At 39.9% G+C, this 19,339-nt stretch carries 23 protein-coding genes and 1 riboswitch; of the genes, 16 read left to right on the plus strand and 7 right to left on the minus strand.

The annotated features are described in order from the left end of the window. Positions 1–19 precede the first annotated feature (19 nt). From ABVF21_RS17485 to ABVF21_RS17520, 8 genes are all read left to right on the plus strand, one after another. Complete coding sequence (locus tag ABVF21_RS17485) at positions 20–874, plus strand: DUF72 domain-containing protein (RefSeq protein WP_303535518.1); 855 nt, start codon at positions 20–22, stop codon at positions 872–874. A gap of 12 nt (positions 875–886) precedes the next feature. Continuing rightward, positions 887–1,708: a sulfite exporter TauE/SafE family protein gene (locus ABVF21_RS17490; RefSeq protein WP_306558529.1), complete on the plus strand. Its 822-nt coding sequence runs from the start codon at positions 887–889 to the stop codon at positions 1,706–1,708. Positions 1,709–1,723: 15 nt separating this feature from the next. After that, entirely contained in the window at positions 1,724–3,112 is a 1,389-nt protein-coding gene (locus tag ABVF21_RS17495; RefSeq protein ID WP_303535519.1) for a bifunctional metallophosphatase/5'-nucleotidase, read from the plus strand. Between the two features lie 93 nt (positions 3,113–3,205). Then, entirely contained in the window at positions 3,206–3,499 is a 294-nt protein-coding gene (locus ABVF21_RS17500) for a YunC family protein (protein ID WP_306558532.1), read from the plus strand. Positions 3,500–3,636: 137 nt separating this feature from the next. Beyond that, the gene (yunB, locus tag ABVF21_RS17505; RefSeq protein WP_194218987.1) at positions 3,637–4,407 is read left to right on the plus strand and encodes a sporulation protein YunB; all 771 of its coding nucleotides are present in this window, start codon (positions 3,637–3,639) and stop codon (positions 4,405–4,407) included. 158 nt (positions 4,408–4,565) lie between these two features. Continuing rightward, positions 4,566–4,746, plus strand: a riboswitch (Lysine riboswitch). Positions 4,747–4,896: 150 nt separating this feature from the next. Continuing rightward, a complete protein-coding gene (locus ABVF21_RS17510; RefSeq protein WP_303535521.1) occupies positions 4,897–6,474 on the plus strand; it encodes a Na+/H+ antiporter NhaC family protein in 1,578 nt (525 codons plus the stop codon). Positions 6,475–6,708: 234 nt separating this feature from the next. Next, the gene (locus ABVF21_RS17515; RefSeq protein WP_303535523.1) at positions 6,709–8,235 is read left to right on the plus strand and encodes a sodium-dependent transporter; all 1,527 of its coding nucleotides are present in this window, start codon (positions 6,709–6,711) and stop codon (positions 8,233–8,235) included. 1 nt (position 8,236) lies between these two features. Beyond that, positions 8,237–8,341, plus strand: a complete 105-nt coding sequence (locus tag ABVF21_RS17520) for a methionine/alanine import family NSS transporter small subunit (protein WP_194218990.1) — start codon at positions 8,237–8,239, stop codon at positions 8,339–8,341. Positions 8,342–8,383: 42 nt separating this feature from the next. Here ABVF21_RS17520 and ABVF21_RS17525 read toward each other — a convergent pair whose 3' ends face one another. After that, on the minus strand, positions 8,384–9,370 hold the full coding sequence (locus ABVF21_RS17525) for a M23 family metallopeptidase (protein WP_303535524.1): 987 nt from the start codon (positions 9,368–9,370) through the stop codon (positions 8,384–8,386). A 183-nt stretch (positions 9,371–9,553) separates the two neighbouring features. On the opposite strand from ABVF21_RS17525, the gene lipA reads away from it, so the two are divergent. After that, positions 9,554–10,441 (plus strand): lipoyl synthase, encoded by an 888-nt coding sequence (lipA, locus tag ABVF21_RS17530; RefSeq protein ID WP_303535526.1) that lies wholly within the window; start codon positions 9,554–9,556, stop codon positions 10,439–10,441. Between the two features lie 52 nt (positions 10,442–10,493). On the opposite strand, the gene ABVF21_RS17535 is transcribed toward lipA, so the two are convergent. Further along, positions 10,494–11,153: a YhcN/YlaJ family sporulation lipoprotein gene (locus ABVF21_RS17535; RefSeq protein ID WP_303535528.1), complete on the minus strand. Its 660-nt coding sequence runs from the start codon at positions 11,151–11,153 to the stop codon at positions 10,494–10,496. 126 nt (positions 11,154–11,279) lie between these two features. Here ABVF21_RS17535 and ABVF21_RS17540 point away from each other — a divergent pair, with 126 nt between their 5' ends. Then, complete coding sequence (locus ABVF21_RS17540; protein ID WP_194218993.1) at positions 11,280–11,585, plus strand: YutD family protein; 306 nt, start codon at positions 11,280–11,282, stop codon at positions 11,583–11,585. An 11-nt stretch (positions 11,586–11,596) separates the two neighbouring features. Here ABVF21_RS17540 and ABVF21_RS17545 read toward each other — a convergent pair whose 3' ends face one another. Both ABVF21_RS17545 and ABVF21_RS17550 read right to left on the minus strand, forming a co-directional pair. After that, a complete protein-coding gene (locus ABVF21_RS17545) occupies positions 11,597–11,866 on the minus strand; it encodes a hypothetical protein (protein ID WP_226615082.1) in 270 nt (89 codons plus the stop codon). A 49-nt stretch (positions 11,867–11,915) separates the two neighbouring features. Next, positions 11,916–12,188 (minus strand): DUF3055 domain-containing protein, encoded by a 273-nt coding sequence (locus ABVF21_RS17550; RefSeq protein WP_303535532.1) that lies wholly within the window; start codon positions 12,186–12,188, stop codon positions 11,916–11,918. 180 nt (positions 12,189–12,368) lie between these two features. On the opposite strand from ABVF21_RS17550, the gene ABVF21_RS17555 reads away from it, so the two are divergent. After that, the gene (locus ABVF21_RS17555; RefSeq protein ID WP_303535569.1) at positions 12,369–12,815 is read left to right on the plus strand and encodes a DUF86 domain-containing protein; all 447 of its coding nucleotides are present in this window, start codon (positions 12,369–12,371) and stop codon (positions 12,813–12,815) included. Positions 12,816–12,981: 166 nt separating this feature from the next. Continuing rightward, positions 12,982–13,746, plus strand: a complete 765-nt coding sequence (locus tag ABVF21_RS17560; RefSeq protein ID WP_371018683.1) for a TIGR01457 family HAD-type hydrolase — start codon at positions 12,982–12,984, stop codon at positions 13,744–13,746. A gap of 31 nt (positions 13,747–13,777) precedes the next feature. On the opposite strand, the gene ABVF21_RS17565 is transcribed toward ABVF21_RS17560, so the two are convergent. Beyond that, entirely contained in the window at positions 13,778–14,275 is a 498-nt protein-coding gene (locus tag ABVF21_RS17565; protein ID WP_194218996.1) for a phosphatidylglycerophosphatase A family protein, read from the minus strand. A gap of 167 nt (positions 14,276–14,442) precedes the next feature. Here ABVF21_RS17565 and ABVF21_RS17570 point away from each other — a divergent pair, with 167 nt between their 5' ends. Beyond that, the gene (locus tag ABVF21_RS17570; protein ID WP_194218997.1) at positions 14,443–15,444 is read left to right on the plus strand and encodes a hypothetical protein; all 1,002 of its coding nucleotides are present in this window, start codon (positions 14,443–14,445) and stop codon (positions 15,442–15,444) included. Between the two features lie 44 nt (positions 15,445–15,488). On the opposite strand, the gene ABVF21_RS17575 is transcribed toward ABVF21_RS17570, so the two are convergent. Then, positions 15,489–15,713, minus strand: a complete 225-nt coding sequence (locus tag ABVF21_RS17575) for a NifU family protein (RefSeq protein WP_194218998.1) — start codon at positions 15,711–15,713, stop codon at positions 15,489–15,491. A 211-nt stretch (positions 15,714–15,924) separates the two neighbouring features. Between ABVF21_RS17575 and ABVF21_RS17580 the strand changes: the two genes are divergently transcribed. Next, positions 15,925–16,233, plus strand: coding sequence for a DUF1462 family protein (locus tag ABVF21_RS17580; RefSeq protein ID WP_194218999.1), 309 nt, complete (start codon positions 15,925–15,927; stop codon positions 16,231–16,233). An 81-nt stretch (positions 16,234–16,314) separates the two neighbouring features. On the opposite strand, the gene ABVF21_RS17585 is transcribed toward ABVF21_RS17580, so the two are convergent. After that, positions 16,315–17,379 (minus strand): NAD(P)/FAD-dependent oxidoreductase, encoded by a 1,065-nt coding sequence (locus ABVF21_RS17585; protein ID WP_283153730.1) that lies wholly within the window; start codon positions 17,377–17,379, stop codon positions 16,315–16,317. Between the two features lie 217 nt (positions 17,380–17,596). On the opposite strand from ABVF21_RS17585, the gene ABVF21_RS17590 reads away from it, so the two are divergent. Both ABVF21_RS17590 and ABVF21_RS17595 read left to right on the plus strand, forming a co-directional pair. Then, the gene (locus tag ABVF21_RS17590) at positions 17,597–17,821 is read left to right on the plus strand and encodes a DUF1450 domain-containing protein (protein ID WP_283153731.1); all 225 of its coding nucleotides are present in this window, start codon (positions 17,597–17,599) and stop codon (positions 17,819–17,821) included. A gap of 236 nt (positions 17,822–18,057) precedes the next feature. Beyond that, complete coding sequence (locus ABVF21_RS17595; protein ID WP_194219002.1) at positions 18,058–19,281, plus strand: NupC/NupG family nucleoside CNT transporter; 1,224 nt, start codon at positions 18,058–18,060, stop codon at positions 19,279–19,281. The last annotated feature ends 58 nt before the right edge of the window (positions 19,282–19,339 follow it).

Below are 19,339 nucleotides of genomic sequence, written 5' to 3' on the forward strand. Positions count from 1 at the left end.
AGATGAGAGGAAGAATTGCATGATTTACATAGGCGTAACAGGGTGGGGAGACCATGATGATCTTTATCCACCAGGTGTAAAAAGCAATGAAAAACTTTCGATATATGGTTCGCACTTTCCTACTGTTGAAGTTGATTCGTCCTTCTATGCTGTGCAACCAGAACGTAATTTTCAGAAATGGATAGATGAGACACCAGAGGGGTTTCGGTTTGTCGTTAAGGCTTACCAGGGTATGACTGGCCATCAACGTGGGGATATTCCCTTTGAAACAAGAGATGAAATGTTTCAAGCTTTCAAGGAATCGGTTCGTCCCCTGCGAAATGCAGGAAAGCTTGCGATGGTGCTTTTTCAATTTCCTCCCTGGTTTGATGTGAATAAAGATAATGTTAACATCTTGAGAGACTGTAAACAGCGGATGGGAGATATTCCATGTGCGGTAGAATTTCGACATCAGTCCTGGTATCATGAAGCTTTTCGTGATAAAACGCTCTCGTTTCTAGAGGAACAGGATTTTATCCATACGATTTGCGATGAGCCACAAGCTGGCGAGGGATCGGTTCCTTTAGTGATGGAAACTCTAAATCAGGATCAGGTCCTTGTCAGATTACATGGTCGAAATACGAATGGATGGACGAATCCAGGTAATCGCCATAACTGGAGGGAAGTTCGGTATTTATATGATTATAATCAAGAAGAACTCTTACAATGGAAAGAACAAATATTAGAATTAGAACAACAATGTAAAGATGTATTTATTTTATTTAACAATAATTCAGGAGGTCATGCTGCTAATAATGCTAAGGAAATGATTCAAATGCTTGATATTGAGTACACGAATTTAAACCCGAAGCAACTTGATCTCTTTGATTTATAAGGAGTATACCCTATGGTGACGTGGATCTTATTATTTATCATTGGTCTATTAGCAGGTACGATCGGAAGCCTTGTCGGTCTTGGGGGAGGCATTATTATCGTTCCTGTTCTTCTCATTATCGATCAATATACGAACTGGCTCTCTGATTTAACGCCTCAGAAAATTGTAGGTAGCTCGATCGTTGTCCTCGTCGTGATCGGTCTTTCCTCTACACTTGCTTACATGAAAAAGAAAAGCGTTGATTATAAAAGTGGAGCGCTTTTTTTTCTAGGAAGTGGACCAGGGGCTATTCTAGGGGCGTGGCTAAATAAATTTATTCAGGTTGATTATTTTTCCATTTATTTTGGGGTATTTATGGTGCTTGTTTCCATATTATTAATGGTAAGGAGCCGTTTACGCCCTATGAAACTAAATGGTCAATTTGAACGAACGTATACGGATCCGAATGGGACTGAGATGAATTATAACTTTTCTGCCGTAGCAGCTGTTATTGTTTCATTTATCGTTGGGGTCATTTCAGGTCTATTCGGAATTGGTGGCGGCTCACTTATGGTTCCTGCCATGATTCTACTATTTGGTTTTCCAACATCGGTTGCTGTTGCAACCTCCATGTTTATGATTTTTCTTTCAAGTATAACGGGTACCCTGACGCATTTAGCACTTGGTAACATTCAGTGGTTTTTACTAATCGGTCTCATTCCAGGTGCGTGGATTGGAGCAAAATGCGGTTCATTTATTAATCAGAAACTTTCGGACAAATCAGTGGTTGTTATTTTACGATGGATGTTAATCATTGTAGGTGTCCGATTAATCTGGCAGGGAACGATGGGATAAGAAAGGAAGAGTGTCTTGACTTCTAGAACATTACAATTTTATTATACAAACGATCTTCACAGTCATTTCGCAAATTGGTCAAAAGTCTCTTCATATTTGAAAGAGAAGAAGCGAATGCATGAGCTTCAAGGGACACCTTATCTCCTTCTTGATTTAGGAGATCACTCTGATAAGGTGCATCCAATGACAGAAGGAACTGTCGGGAAAGGTAACGTTCAGTTACTGAATGAGCTGGAATATGATTATGCCACTATCGGTAACAATGAGGGTATTACCTTTTCAAAAAAAGAACTAGAAGAACTTTATTCAGACGCGAAGTTCGAGGTAATTGTTGCCAATCTCTACCACCAAAATGGTACAAGGCCTTCCTGGGCTGTACCTTATAAGATCCATGAGTTAAATGGCATTAAAGTAGGAATTATTGGTGTTACCATCCCTTATGAACAATTCTACTCACTACTTGGATGGCAGATAGATTCTCCTTTCCATTTCTTACAGTCCCTCATTGATGAAGTACGCAGTCAATCAGATGTTGTCGTATTGATGTCTCATATGGGTTTAGGTAATGATGAACAGCTAGCAAGGGAAATGAAGGGGCTTGACGTTATTATTGGAGCCCATACCCATCATGTGCTGAAGCATGGCATCCTTGTAGAAGATACGCTTATTACTCAGTCTGGTAAAAACGGGAATTACGTTGGAGAAGTTTCGATTTGTTTTGATATGGAAACAAAGAAAGTGATTGAGAAGGAAGCATATTCAATAACCGTCCGGAATCGGAAAGAAGACGAGGAAGCGAAGGCGATGATTCAACAACTAAGTATCGATGCACATAAGATGCTTGAAGAGGTCGTATGTCGTCTTGAACAGCCTCTTGAATCTGAATGGTTTCAACGCTCGGTTCTAGCTGATGAGTTAGCTGCCGCTCTTAGAGAGTGGTGTGGAGCGGATATTGGCATGATTAATGCTGGTATGTTGCTTGATGGGTTACCAGAAGGAAATGTATCAAGAGAAGATCTTCATCGCATTTGCCCTCATCCTGTTAATCCTTGCAAAGTGGTGTTAAAAGGAAGTGAGTTACGAGAAATCATCTCTTATTCTATGTCAGATGAAATAGTGAATTTAAGTTTTAAAGGTCTCGGTTTCAGAGGTGAGGTAATGGGGATTATGGCATTTGATGGACTTGAGGTTACCTCTGTCAAAATGGACGACGGCCTCTATCATGTAACAGATGTTTTTCACAACGGAAAGAAGCTTGTTTCTGATGAAGAATATGCCGTTGCGACGGCTGATATGTTCACATTTGGGAAATTCTATCCTCAAATGAAGCATGCTAAAAAGAAATACTTTTTACCTGAAATGCTTCGAGATCTCCTTGCATGGCGTTTAGAAAATAGACATTAAAATTTTCAGCGTTTGATTGTCAAACATGCTCTTTGTCTCATATAGATATAGTGATATTCATTCAGGTCAGGAGGCGGGAATGACGTGATCACTATGTCACCAATCTTGATTGACGGTCATCCTTTTATAGCGGTAAGTATGCAGCTTCCGAAAACGAATTTTCTAGCGGTCATGAATGACAATGGGTATATCATGTGCGGCGCACTCGATGTAGCCTTACTTAATGAAAAGTTAAGCGACCGAAAGATTATCGCAGGAAGAGCTGTTGGTGTACGGTCTATTGAACAACTGCTTGATGCACCGCTCGAATCTGTTACGCTTGAAGCAGAAGCGCGAGGCATTACGATTGGAACTAAGGGTAGAGACGCGATGCTTAAGATGATGTGAAGAAAGCCGTAGCACTTGCTACGGCTTTCTTTTCGATTATGACACATCTAGTAGCTTGATTTTGGCTCTTTCTAGGAAATTGTCCATACTTCTCTTCTCCATGGCATATACATGAAGAAGAGAAGGGAGGGTTCACGTTGTTTCGAACTCGCAGAAAATTCTTTAGAAAGGGACCGCTTCCCTTTCGATATGTTTTTGTCATCTCCTTTATTATTTTTATCTTTACTACGGTTCAAGGATTATGGATTGTTAATAAAGGAATTGAACCAAGCTTAATCAGTATTGCTGAAACAAAAACACGTCAAGTTGCTGCGCAAGCAATAAATGATGCCATTTCAAAGAAGATCGCAGACGGTATTGACGTTGAGAATTTAATTATCGTTCATGGTAATGATTCCGAAAAAGTACCAAGTTATAGCTTTAACTCGCAAGTTTATAATCGATTGATTTCAGAGGCCACAGAACGAGTTCAAACTTATTTAGATTATGTTGAAGCTGGTGATTTAGATAAGCTGGAAACCTTTAAGAATGATATAGATATCGATTACGAAGGTACCGAAAATCAACAAGGAATCGTATACTCTATACCTTTAGGGATGGCTACAAATAATGTTCTTCTCTCAAATTTTGGACCGAGGATTCCAGTGCGGTTTGAAATGATTGGAGATGTGGTTTCTAATATTGATACAAAGGTGAAAGAAACGGGAATTAACAACACGTATCTTGAGGTGTATATCAATATTAAAGTTGAGATGAACGTAATTATCCCTTTCTCTACAAAGAATACTGAGGTGTCGAACTCCGTAAAAATCGGGGATCTATTTATTCAGGGAGACGTTCCTTATTATTATAATGGTGATAATGGAAATGGTGGGAATCCATCGATCGTTTTGCCAAAGCCCGATTAAGACAAGGAACCCCATTATTCATCGTCATTGTTAAATGTCGATAGATAAGAAAATAGTTCCTTTCTAATAGAAATATCTCTGGAACAATCTACAATTGCACAAACAACGAAAGTAAGGTATACTTTAAAACTGAACTTAATATTGTTCCTTATCTTATACGATGAGGTAGAGGAGCAGATCCTCATGAGTACGTGTTGGGAGAATGACACCAATGATCAGCATCGAAAGGGAGATCTGCCGAAGCATAAATAACGGTCACATTATTTATGTTGGGGCGACATTGAAGAAGTGTCGAACTGTCATTATGAGTCTAACTTGTAATGGAGAACTACTGATCGGGGTGGACACTTAACATTGACTCGGTGAAGCGAGCAATGATAGGACCAATCCTATCATTGCTCGCTTTTTTGCATACAAACACGACAAGAAGGTTGAGGGATAGGCGTCCATTCCGGTTATGATGACCAATCATTTATTAGGAGGATATTCATGGAGAATTCAGTTCTATCCATTATTCCACCACTCGTAGCTTTGCTAATGGTAGTGGTGACTAGAAAAGTGCTTCCTTCTCTAGGAGTAGGCATTATTCTTGGTGCGCTAATGATCAACAATTGGAGTGTACCAAATTCATTAGAAGAAATTTATACAATCGTAAAAGGGATCTTCATTGATTCCGAGAGCGGTGGTTTAAATACTTGGAACATGTACATTATTTTCTTCCTACTTTTATTAGGTATGATGACGGCCTTTATTTCGATCTCAGGTGGAAGTCGCGCATTTGGCGAGTGGGCCATGAAACGCGTGAAAACAAGAGTAGGCGCCCAGATTGTCACAGCGGTATTTGGTATTATTATTTTTATTGATGATTACTTTAATTCGCTCGCAGTTGGAAACGTTAGTAGACCGATTACGGACAGGCACAATGTTTCAAGGGCAAAGCTTGCCTATATCATTGATTCAACTGCAGCACCAATGTGTATTATTTCCCCTATTTCAAGCTGGGGGGCTTATATCATCGCGTTAATTGGTGGTGTATTAGCAACGCATAGCATTACAGGTGTTGGCGCGTTAGAAGCTTTTATCAGAATGATTCCAATGAATTTGTATGCTCTCTTCGCACTGGCGATGGTGTTCTTTGTTAGTTATTTTGACATTAATCTTAAGGCGATGAGAGTACATGAAGACCGTGCACAGAAAACAGGAGAAGTGCTTGATCCGAATCAAGGTGCCGTACCTGGTCAAACATCTGGACTACCTGAAAGTGAGAAGGGGAAAGTAGCTGATCTTGCATGGCCCATTATTATGCTAATTACTGGTACTGTTACGTTTATGATCATTACAGGAATCCAGGCTGTTAGCGGAACGGATACAGCCGTGACAGCTTTGTCTGTCTTTGAAAATACAGACGTTGCTGCTTCTCTCCTTTATGGTGGAATTATTGGACTTATAACTTCTCTCCTCTTCTTCTTTCCAAAAAGAATGGGTGGAGCGGTTCTTGGAAAAGGAATTTGGGAAGGCATTAAATCAATGCTTCCAGCCGTATACATTCTTTTCTTTGCATGGACATTGATTGAAATTATCGGCTCGCTAGGAACTGGTAAGTATCTTGCAGGACTTGTTAATGACCATATTGTGATTGGCTTCTTACCAGCTATTTTGTTCCTACTTGCAGGTGTTATGGCGTTTGCAACGGGAACTTCGTGGGGAACATTTGGCATTATGCTTCCGATCGCAGGAGAGATTGCCGCTGCTACGGATCCTACCTACATGCTTCCTGTACTTGCCGCTGTTCTTGCAGGAGCTGTATTTGGAGATCACTGCTCACCAATTTCGGATACAACGATTCTTTCTTCCACAGGCGCAGGTAGTCACCATATCGATCATGTGATGACCCAGTTGCCTTATGCATTGCTCGTTGCAGGTATTTCTATACTAGGATATTTGGTTCTTGGCTTTACTGGTAGTTCCATTCTTGGTCTTGTGGCAACAGCGATTCTATTCGGATTATTAATTTTCATGCTAAAAGGAAAATATGCCAACAGACCAGTTGAAATGGCAAATCATTAATCAAACAGGAGGATATTCCTCCTGTTTTTTTTATGTATTTTCACAAAAAAGGAGAGATTTATATAGAAAATTGAACGATTCATACGAAAAATGTAAAAAGATTGTTTTGACAAGGACATACGTACTAGATATACTATAAACAAAATAATCTGAATTTACTTAAAAGTCTTAACCTTTTTCTGGAAGGGGGCTTATGGTGAAAAAGGTTAACATTTGTCTAAGGGGGTAATTTATTTGGAAAATCGTGCGCAATGGGGGACAAGGGCTGGTTTTATTTTAGCCGCAGTTGGTTCAGCAATAGGTCTAGGGAACATTTGGAGATTTCCGGCCGTAGCCTATGACAACGGTGGTGGGGCATTTTTTATTCCTTATTTATTTGCATTATTAACAGCCGGAATTCCAATTCTTATTCTTGAATTTACATTGGGTCATAAATTCCGTGGGTCCGCACCACTTTCATTCTTTAGAATGAATAAGAAAATGGAATGGCTAGGGTGGTGGGGCGTTATCGTTGCATTCGTCATCTCCACATACTACGCGGTAATTATTGCGTGGGCCATCTCTTATAGCTATTTTGCATTTAATCAAAGTTGGGGTTCTGATACAGAAGCATTCCTCTTCAATGATTATTTGAAATTAACGGTTGATCCTGGACAAACAGGTAGTATCGTACCAGGCGTATTCCTTCCATTAATTGCCGTATGGATCATTACACTTGGCGTACTTCTTGCTGGAGTTAAAAAGGGCATTGAGCGTGCTAATAAAATTTTCATTCCTACATTAATTGTTCTTTTCTTAATCATTGTGATTCGAGCAGTGACACTGCCTGGTGCTGCTGAAGGTCTAAATGCTTTCTTTACACCGAATTTTGATAGCATTACTTCAGGAAGTGTTTGGGTTGCTGCATACGGGCAAATTTTCTTCAGTTTATCCATTGCTTTTGCTATTATGATTACTTATTCTAGTTACTTACCTAAGAAATCAGATATTACGAATAACGCGTTTATTACTGGTTTTGGTAACTCGGCGTTTGAGCTTCTAGCAGGTATTGGGGTATTCTCAGCGCTTGGATTTATGGCTCAGCAGCAAGGACTTAGCGTTGGCGAAGTAGTGAGCGGTGGCGTAGGACTAGCCTTCGTTGTCTTCCCTCAAATTATCAATGAGTTCCCAGCTTTGAACGGTTTGTTCGGATTCTTATTCTTTGCTTCACTTGTACTTGCAGGTTTGTCTTCACTCATTTCCATTTCCGAAACATATGTTGCAGGTGTTTCTGAGAAGTTCGGAATTTCTCGTACGAAAGCTGTTCTAATTGGTGGAGGGATTTCCTCTATTATCTCAATTCTGTTTGCAACGCAAGGCGGATTGTTCTTCCTTGACGCAGCTGACTACTTTATTAACCAGTTCGGAATTGCCTTTGTAGGACTAATGGAAGTCGTTGTTGTAGCATGGGTACTTCGTGAGCTTAATACGCTTGAGTCACATGCAAACGGCATTTCAGACATTTCACTGAAGTACTGGTGGAAAGCTTGTCTTGGAGTCATTACTCCTCTCGTACTTGGTTATATGATGTTCGATCTCTTTAAGACAAATCTTCTTCGTCAGTTTGATACACCGACTGGGAACTATGAAGGCTACTCAAACGGCTTTATTCTTTATAGTGGCTGGGCTGTCGCAGGATTCGCCCTTCTGGTTGGAATTCTATTCAGCCTAAAGAAATGGGACGCGAAAGCTGAACAGCAAAAGTATAAGGAGGTAAGCTAATATGGGTGGTAGCGCGATTTTCATGATGGTAGTTGGAATGGTTATTATATGGGGTGGTCTTGCGGCTAGCATTTTGAATGCTGTGAGAGTATCGAAAAAACAATAGAACATAAAAAGAAGAACTAGCGAGCTAGTTCTTCTTTTTTGCTTACTTTTTGTTGCGTATTCGTTCCTGTCGTTCCCAGAGCCTCAACGAAGGATAGGGATCATACGACCATTCTGTTCTTCCGTTGTCTTTATAGATGCCATAGTGAAGATGTGGCGGGAACTTTCCAGCCGTTCCTTTTGGTCCATATCCAGAGCTACCAACATACCCAATGATTTCACCTGGCTGTACAACATGACCTTTCTCAATGCCTTTTTCAAACCCATTTAGGTGAGCATAGTAGTGGTAATTGCCATCGATATCCCGAATCCCGATCCGCCAACCACCGTATTCATTCCATCCTTTCGTTTCGACAGTTCCATAACTTGTCGCTTTCACTCCAACACCATAAGAAGCGAAAATATCCGTTCCTTCGTGAATTCGAAGTCCGCCCCACCCACGTCGATCGCCCCAGGTGCTTCGGTAACTATAGTTTGCGTGAAGTGGTACGGGAAAAGCATGCTTATCGAGTTTAAGCGTTTTGAATGTATGATAAACAGCACTATTACTTGTAATCGTCCTTACTGCTTGGTCACGATGATAATAATCCCAAAGACCAATCTGAATATCTTCTAAAGAACTTCCATACTGTTGTATGAAAGACCCAATTGTATAAAGTAGATCTTCGTCATTAGTACGCTCGGCTTTGCCATCTCCATTGCCATCGAGGCCAATTCCATTAAAGAACGATATCGAGATAGGATCGTGATCTTCTTTATTTGGATTCGTACTCCCAGACCATTTTTCAGGCGTAATATAGATAGCTATTGCACCTTTTTCACGAGGAATATCTTTTTGTGAGCGCCTAATGCTTCGTTCATATTGATCAATACCAGCATAGATGTACCAGGGGACCTGTGTGACGGCTTCCATCTTATGAAATAACATCTTCCGTTCGTTTCTTAGTTTATCTTCGTCTATATCAGCAGCTCGAACGTTTATAGGGATGAGGAAGAAAAGAATAAGGATAAGAAAACTATATTTTCTCAAGTGTTTCTTCTCCTTTCGTAATTTGTCATTACCCTTAGTTTGGTTTTCCGTGCGTAAATCATTAGAACTAAATAATGGAAGGTCTAAAGTCTTAATCCTCAATAGATTCACACTTTTTATAGAAATGAATGAGTTACCTATGGTATTCTTTATTACAGAAAAGTAATAGGTGAGGTGAGTGTAGTGAGTAAGAAAGAAGAATATTTAAGAAAACCAGAGTGGTTGAAAATAAAACTAAATACAAACCAAAATTATAAAGGCTTAAAAAAGATGATGCGCGAGAAAAAGTTACATACGGTCTGTGAGGAAGCGCGTTGTCCGAATATCCATGAATGTTGGGCTGTTCGTAAGACGGCAACTTTTATGATTCTTGGTGATGTTTGTACTCGTGCATGCCGTTTTTGTGCAGTAAAAACTGGTCTTCCAACTGAGCTTGATTGGGCAGAGCCTGAACGCGTTGCGGATTCCGTTGAACAGATGGGACTAAAACACGTGGTCATTACCGCTGTAGCGCGAGATGATTTAAAAGATGGTGGTGCTGCTGTTTTTGCTGAAACCGTACGTGCTATTCGTCGTAAAAATCCGTTCTGTTCGATCGAAGTTCTTCCATCAGACATGGGTGGACAATATGAAGCGCTTGAAACACTCATGGATGCGAAACCGGATATTATGAACCACAATATCGAAACAGTGGAGCGCCTAACGCCAAGAGTGAGAGCACGCGCAAAATATCGTCGTACACTAGAGTTTCTTCAGCGTGCAAAAGAAATGAATCCTGAGATTCCGACTAAATCCAGCATCATGCTAGGGTTAGGTGAAACAAAAGAGGAAATCATTCAAACACTTGATGATCTTCGCGCACATGATGTTGATATTGTTACACTTGGACAATACTTACAACCATCGAAAAAGCATTTAAAAGTAGAAAAATACTGGACGCCTCAAGAGTTTCTTGAGCTCAAAGATATCGCGCTGGAAAAAGGCTTTAAACACTGTGAATCTGGTCCAATGGTTCGTTCGTCTTATCATGCTGATGAGCAAGTCAATGCAGCTAAGCAGGCTTCGAAGTAATGGATAAGTAATAGGAAAGATAAAAAAATCGGCCTTTATCGGGCCGATTTTTTTACTTCGACATCATTTCTTTTCCATCTGTATCATTTAAGTCTTCATTCATTTCGCCCTTCATCTCACCGTTCTCATTCTCTCCATCACTTACTTTTTTCCCTTGTGGCGCTTTCTTCATTTTGGCAATCGTTTCTTCTATGCTCTTCTCGAGTTCTCCATTTGCAGTGGAGGCATTTTGATATCGCTCGACCTCAGCAATCATTCCTTCTTCGTCAGAAACATAGACGTGATAATATCTTGGAATGACAGAAAGAGCCGTTTTCTTTACTTGATCCGCAGTGGCATCACGATCTTTTGTTGTTGTTTTATAGCCAATGAGAACTTCTTCATCTGTTACTAGCGTTGCGACATCATTGACATAAGGTAAAACAATTGCCATTGAACCGATCATATCTGACATACGATCACGATCAAGGTAGGCAATGTTCTCGGGTTGTTTTTGAGAATTCATGTTGTTTGTATTTCGTGTATGACGCACATATCCAAAGCCACCCTTTTTGGACTTTTCCTGAGAGTTAGCGGTGTTCATACCGTATTCATCGGGATCCGTTTTAACAGGTGTTAAATCTGCGTGGTCAAAGGAATCTGTTGCATTTTCTCCCTGGCATGCCCCAAGTCCTAATACGAGTGGCAGTATGAGCAGAATTTGTTTTTTCAATAACCTTCACCTCCATACTGTTATCATGACCGAACTCTGTTCCTTTTTTACTGGTATTACTTGGACAAATCGAATAAAAAAGGTATCATAAGACTAATGAGCCCATTTTGAAATGAGGGATAAAGAATGATAAAAGTAAATCAACATACGTTTGAGTTGATGAAGGATGAAAGAGAAGGTTGGAACGAAGAAGCTTTTCTTGCTCGATATAGTGAGATTCTGGATAAATATGATTACATTGTTGGGGATTGGGGATATGGTCAGCTTAGATTAAAAGGATTCTTTGAGGACCGTAACCAAAAAGCAACTTTCGATACAAAATTCAGCACGGTGCTTGATTATTTATATGAATACTGCAACTTCGGCTGCCCTTATTTTGTATTAAAGAAGCAGAAGAAGGAAAAACCGAAGAAACAACAACAAGAAGCATAAGCCCTAAGGGCTTATGCTTTGTATGGTTTTTCGGAGTCTTTTTCTGGATCATCGTGTGGTGGATGTGAGCCAGGGTCCTGACGAGGTAAATGTTGGTGAAGATTTTTATTTTCGTAATTAAATGCACTATAGGAACGCTGCCCTTCTCGCCAAGGTGAGGTTTTACCGAGCTTTTTATTCACCGGTGAACCGTATGGACCTTCTGGCGTATCTTCAGGGAGGACGTAATTTCGCCCTTTCTCTACGTTAGCAAAGTCTTGATAATCTTCTTCATCAAACATGAATAAACACCACCTTTAGGAGGTAGTGTATTCATTGTCTGATAAAATATTAGTGACTTAAGACTTCTCTCAAGAAGGTACGAAGTTCTTCAGCATCTTCCTCATTGAGAGAGTAGGCATGCTCGAGATTTCCAGGCTCATTTAGATCATCGTGGCCGATAATTGCAAATTTGCCTCCTTGAATATCGAGGACTAACGATTTTCCATAAAAGCGATCTGATTTTACAATACAAAGGTCAAACCGATGATTGCTTCCCATAAAGCAGACGAACCTGGCTTCAGTGGCCTCCTGTTCGTCGTAGATGAGTCGTTCATCTTCCATCATAGCACCCTCCTTTTCTAGTTAACGCTATCATACCATCTTATGAGGCGTTCTCATACAAGCTTTCATTAGAAAATGTAAGCCGTTGCATTTTAAGATATGATAAAATGTAGAGAAGTATTTAATACCGTTTCAGAAAATGGTGATTGAATCATAAGTGTTAGAGGTAGGTGCATGAGTATGTATTTTGTGGATCGTAAGAAAATAGAAGAACAGCTGGTTTATTTCGATAAAATGATTGTTCTTATGAAGGAAAGTTCTTTTCAAACAGAACTTCATTTTCTCGGATTAGAGCGAATTCATCACGTTGTCATTGAGAGCATGATTGACGTAGGGAACAGCATCATTGATGGGTTCATTATGCGAGATCCCGGGAGCTATGAAGATATTATTGAAATCCTAGCTGATGAAAAAGTAATTTCAACTGAAAATACTATTATGTTAAAAGAAGTCGTGGGCATGAGAAAACCACTAATGCAGCAATATGTTATGCTTGATCATGAAGCATTGGAGCAAAATCTTCGGAATAACCTCAGTGCACTAGAGCAGTTTCCTACTGATATAAGAACATACTTAAATCAAGAATTAGGGGCTGTTTCAGCTTTTCTTCCAGATAATGAAGATTGATGTTAAGGTAAACACACATTGTAAAGAAAGTAAGGTGTTTTTGATGAAAAGAGTAAGAAACGATCAGCTGACATTTTTTATTCAAAAACCCGAATATATGAACCGCTTTCATTAATGAAAGCGGTTTTCTTATGGATTGGATAAGTAGAAGGAGGATAATAAGTACATGAAAAACTATAAAGGCTATTTAATTGATCTAGATGGTACAATGTATCGAGGCACTGAAAAAATTCACGAAGCAGTCGAGTTTGTGAAGCGTTTAAAGGAAGCAAATATTCCCTATTTATTTGTGACGAACAATTCATCAAAACGGAAAGAACAAGTTTCTGATAAGCTAGAGGCGTTTGGTGTACCATGTACGCCAGATCACGTGTTTACAACAAGCGTGGCAACAGCAAGTTATATCTCTAATGAAAAGCAAGATGCTTCGGTTTATGTGATTGGAGAAGAAGGCATTCGTGATGCCTTAACGGATGAAGGTTTAATGATTCAAGACGACAATCCAGACTATGTTGTCGTTGGGATTGACCGTTCAATCACATACGAAAAATTTGCGAAGGCGTGCATTGCCGTTCGAAACGGAGCTACTTTTATATCGACAAATGGAGATATTGCGATTCCAACTGAACGAGGATTGTTACCCGGTAATGGTTCATTGACGGCAGTCGTGACTGTTTCAACGGAAGTAGACCCTATTTTTATTGGGAAGCCTGAACCGATTATTATGGAACAAGCTCTTGCTCAACTTGGTACACCGAAAGAAGAGACGTTGATGGTTGGGGATAATTATCGCACCGATATTCTTGCAGGTATCAATGCCGGTTTGGATACATTGCTTGTTCATACAGGCGTAACAACGAAAGAGCACTTGTTATCAGTCGAAAAGCAACCCGAGTATACGGCTCTTACGCTAGATGAATGGCAAATATAAAAACGCCCATTGGGCGTTTTTATATTTGCCGTTATTCTGTTTTTTGAGCTCTATGGGCAAGTCGACTAGATGCAGCTGCCGCAATAGCTCCCACAATATCGTCAAGGTAGGTATGGCATGCACCACTGGATTTATCATTTAACTTTTCGAGAATACCAGGCTTTTGTTTATCGATAAAACCATAGTTCGTAAGGCCAATCGATCCGTATACATTTACAATTGAAAGAGCGATGATTTCGTCTACTCCATATAGACCTTCATCTTTCATTAATATATCTTGTAGAGGCTGATCAAGCAGTTTTCTTTCCGTAAGTTCGTCAAGCTGAATTCCCGTGAGCACTGCATTTTGCACTTCTCTTTTTGAAAGTACACGTTCTACATTTTGTATGCAAGTTTCCATTTCAAGGTTAGGGTGATATTTTTCTTGGAGATAGAAAACAAGGTCTGCGATATCTTTGATCTCGACACCACGTTCTTTTAATTTACTTCTCGCTGCTTGTTCTACAAGGTCCATAGGTTCTTGGCCCATTCTTGTCCCACCTAACTTTATAGTAAATTGGTATTGGATGTTATTGATTATATTAGTATATGGTAAGTCAGGAAGAAATATGACACTAAACTTCTGTGACTACTTTACACCGATTGGGCGCGCGGGGCATATAGTACGGTATTAAGACGAATTGCCGGAGGGTTAATATGCTTGAACGAGAGGTTTTTCATCAATATGGCATCGTTATAGATCAACATAATGTTAAAAATAGTGGATATTTGCTTCGTACATCTGATCAATCTGAATTTATTTTGAGACGTGCACTAAGTGAACAAGAGAGTGAATTTCCCTGGTATGTAATGGTTGCAAACTTTCTTAATCAACAGAATGAACCTACAATGTTACCGATTTCTTCAAGAAGAGGGAAGTATATAGAGACAATTCAAAATGAGGCGTATGTTCTTTATCAAAAACCGTATGATCGAAATAATCGCATTCATCACAGTGATGGGAGTCGGCTAGCGCTATTTCATAGGAAAGCAGGTAATCTCCTTGCAGCTTATAATGAATTACCAGAAATTCAACCGTGGCAGATGAGGTGGCAGTACAGGATAGACCAACTTGAATCTTTTCGTGAGGAATTGAAGAATCAGACTCAGCCTCTCAGAGAATTTGATGAATGGTTTATAGAAACATTCCCCTATTATTCTGGCTTATCAGAGAATGCGATTCAGTACATTGTGGACTGTGGCATCGACATGGGAATGAATCCATTTCAGATTAGAACTCTTGCGTTTAATCGGTATACGGCCAATTATCACCGTACATCTGAAGGGCTATTTCCGAATGATCTCATCCTTGACCATCCAGCGAGAGATCTTGCTGAGTGGATTAGATATGAGCTAGTGGAGGGCGAAGGGAATTTTGAAGGCATCAGGCAATTTATGTGGGATTATCATGAGAGGCGTACGTTAACTCAAATGGATTGGAATCTACTGTATGCTCGTTTGTTATTCCCTCTTCCATATGTAGAGACAGTCGAGCATTACTATAGTGATGGCAATTTGAAGGAGAAAGAAAAGAGCTTTGTGAATTTAAAGGAACTTGTGAGAAGAGAAGGCGAAAGGGAGGAAATGTACCGTTTGTTGTTTCAGGAATTGATGGGTGAATATGGTAAGCAAATGAGAAGAGTAGATTGGTTAAGTTAAAAATAAAAACCCCCTCCATGACAGAGGGGGTGGATGTGTTTGGTTTAAAATACTTGCTCGAGTTCAGTTACGCCAGGAACTTCTTCAAGAAGTGCGCGTTCAATACCTGCTTTAAGTGTGATAGTGGAACTAGGGCAACTGCCGCATGCTCCCATTAAACGTACTTTAACTACGCCTTCTTCGATGTCTACAAGCTCTACGTCTCCACCGTCACGCAGAAGGAATGGACGTAGTTTATTCAATACATCTTGTACTTGCTCTTGCATCATTCATCGACTCCCTTCATACTTCCATTATACTAATGATTATGTTAAAAATCTATGTGCTAATGTAGAATGATTATAATTCTCATCCTAACTTTATCATGGTATGAATCCATATTCAAGATTGGAACATGAAAAAGGCCAATGCTTCTTTTCTACATGATAGGAATAGGGTACAATGAAGGTAAATTGATTGAATAGAAAGGACGTTTTCACCATGGAAGAAGTACTCGTCTATGGAGCAGGTGAGCGCTGTGCGAGCTGTGTTAACTTACCTTCTTCAGAGGAAACGGCTGAATGGCTTAAAGCGGCCCTCGACCGCAAGTATCCAGATCGCCAAATAGTCGTTCGATATATTGATATTCATAGTAAACTTTCCGGATATGAGGCGGCTTTCGCTTCAAAAGTGATTGATGAAGATCTGTTCTATCCAGTTGTTGTCGTCCGAAATGAAATTGTGTCAGAAGGTAACCCTAAATTAAAAGACTTATATGCTGTTCTAGAAGACCGTTCTGCAACGGCTTAAATGATAAAACCCGTGAACAAATTTGTTCACGGGTTTTATATTACGAAAAAGTATATTTGCTTCTTATAAAGTTCAACTTTATTAACCGTTATGGTTCTTATACATCCATAATATACCTGACTTAAGTAGGCGAGGAACTCGGCCAGTAAGTGGACGATTGGCCATGACACCAAAGCCGTGCTTGCTTCCGAGTGAACCAAGCGTTCCTTTAATTTTAATTGGTGGAAGCGCAGGTGGTGTTTCTTTTTTCCATTGTTTCTGCAATACGAGAGCAATTTGTTCTGCTTGTTCCTCAGCAAGCTGAGCACTTGGTGCGTGTGGCAAGCTTGCACAGTCTCCTACAACAAAAACATTCTCATGACTTGGAACAGAATGATAGTCATTTAAGACGATTCGCTTCTGGGCATCTTTTTCAACGTCAAGATCTCTTACGATTTTGTTAGGTTGGATGCCAGCTGTCCAAACAATCGAATCACAGTGGACAGGCTCTCCATGATTAAAGAGCGTATTAGGTTCCACCTTTGTAATATTCGATTCACTAACAACTTCTACGTTACGCTCCTCAAACCAGGATTGAACGTATTTTCCAAGTCGTTCTGGGAAGGCAGAAAGAATAGTGTGTCCTCGATCAAATAGCTTAATTTGAAGATCTGGCCTACTTTCATGAAGTTCACTTGCTAGCTCCACTCCGCTAAGTCCTGCACCAACAATACCAACGACAGATTTAGCGCCGAGATTGTTCAATACTTCATACGTTCTTCGAGATGAATCAATCGTTTGAATGCTTAGCGTATGAACATCTGCACCTGGTACGTTATGATACTTATCTTCACATCCTAGTCCAATGACGAGCGTGTCATATGCAAGGTCATCATCGTCATTTAGGTGAATAACATTTGAGTCAAGATTAATACTAGTGATTTCGCCGTATTTGATTTCTAGCTTCTTATGAACAGGGAATTGAACACGTATGTGATGATCACTTGCTGTTCCGGCAGCAAGTGCATAATACTCGGTTTTCATACTGTGATAAGGGTTTCGGTCAACAAGCGTAATTGTGAGGTCTTCTGGTAGATCAGATGCAAATAATTTCTGTAGGATACGCATACCGCCGTATCCTCCGCCTAATAGCACTAGCCTTTTCATGATAAGAGGTCCCCTTTAATAAAATTACATAACGCTGTCTCCCTATAATTAAGTAGAAAAGATGTAGAAGAAATGATGAATAAGGAAGAAAAAAGGAAGCGACACGCGCTATAATATAGTTATACGATTCATTATGTTATGACAGTTAAAAGTATAGCGAAACTGTGACTTATGTACAATAACATTTCTTAAATGCTTAACTGGGGAGTGCTTTACTTTGAAGACAATCGAATTTTGTGCGGGAAACTTGAGAGAGAATAAGCGCGTATGGGAGGCCCTGGAGAAGATCCACGATATTGAATTAATTGACTACGGCTGTCTTGGTTATTGTGGGAACTGCTACTCTGAGTCTTTTGCTATCGTAGATGGACGTTTAGTAAATGCAGATACATCTGAAGCTTTAATAGAAAAAATAATGCGAAAATTAAACGAAGAAAATTAAGGGCTTTCACTGCTCAGTTTCTGTGTTATAATGACAAAGGTCCATTGAAGTCTAATAGAGAGAGAACGGACTTTTTATTTTCCGCGTACGCGCGAAAAATGTCGAATATTCAGATAACAAAACACTGTTTGTAAGCGCTGTATTTAGCTAATTGCTATAATATTTCTATTTAAAATCTGGTAATGGGGTAGGCTATGCTTATAAACGGGTTCAATAATTAACAAGGGGTGTAAAATATGCAAATTTTATGGGGATTCGGTGGTATGGCTGTGTTATTTGCCATCGCACTAATCTTTTCTACAAATCGCAAAGCGATTAACCTTCGTACGGTACTGGGTGCACTTGCCATTCAGGTTGCATTTGCATTTGTAGTATTAAAATGGGAAGCAGGTAAGACTGCTTTAAAGCAACTATCATTATTCGTTCAGGATATTATTGGATATGCTAATGAGGGAATTGGCTTTCTTTTCGGTGGCTTAATTGGAAATGAAGACATTGGAATGATCTTTGCATTTCAAGTACTAACGATCATTATTTTCTTCTCTTCTCTTATTTCTGTTCTTTATTACCTTGGGATTATGCAGTGGGTTATCCGTCTACTTGGTGGAGCGATTTCATGGGCGCTTGGAACAAGTAAAGCGGAGTCACTATCAGCTACTGCAAATATCTTTGTTGGTCAAACGGAAGCGCCACTTGTCATCAAACCTTATTTAGATAAAATGACGAAATCAGAACTTTTTGCAGTTATGACAGGAGGACTTGCTTCGGTAGCTGGTTCTGTCCTGATTGGTTATTCTTTATTAGGTGTACCGCTTGAGTATTTACTAGCGGCAAGTTTCATGGCAGCACCAGGTGGTTTGTTAATGGCTAAGCTCATCATGCCAGAGACAGAAACACCAGAAACAGCGAAAGAAATTAAGATGGAAAGAAACGAAGATCACGTAAACGTGATTGACGCTGCTGCACATGGTGCATCAGACGGTCTGAAACTTGCTTTAAACGTTGGAGCGATGCTTCTTGCGTTTATCGCATTGATTGCCTTGCTAAACGGTTTACTTGGAGCAGTTGGTGGATGGTTTGGCGCAGGAAGCATAACGATTCAGCAGATTCTTGGGTATATCTTCTCACCACTTGCCTTTGTTATTGGTGTTCCGTGGCAAGATGCTGTTCAAGCAGGTAACTACATTGGACAGAAGTTGATTCTTAATGAATTTGTAGCTTTCTCTTCTTTCGGTCCAGAAATTAGTGCTGGAAACCTAACTGACAAATCAGTTGCGATTATCAGTTTTGCTCTTTGTGGATTTGCGAACTTCTCTTCTCTTGCTATTTTACTTGGAGGCCTTGGAGGTCTGGCGCCTAAACGTCGCCCTGAAATTGCAAAGCTTGGAATGCGCGCAATCCTTGCAGGTACGCTTGCGAACCTTTTAAATGCTGCAATCGCAGGTATGCTTATTTTCTAAATTTGAAAGCCTCTTTTATAGAGGCTTTTTTTTATACCTTTCTGATTGATTGTGTTGA

It is taken from the genome of Pseudalkalibacillus sp. JSM 102089 (genome assembly GCF_041366475.1).
Classification (GTDB): domain Bacteria; phylum Bacillota; class Bacilli; order Bacillales; family Guptibacillaceae; genus Guptibacillus; species Guptibacillus hwajinpoensis_B.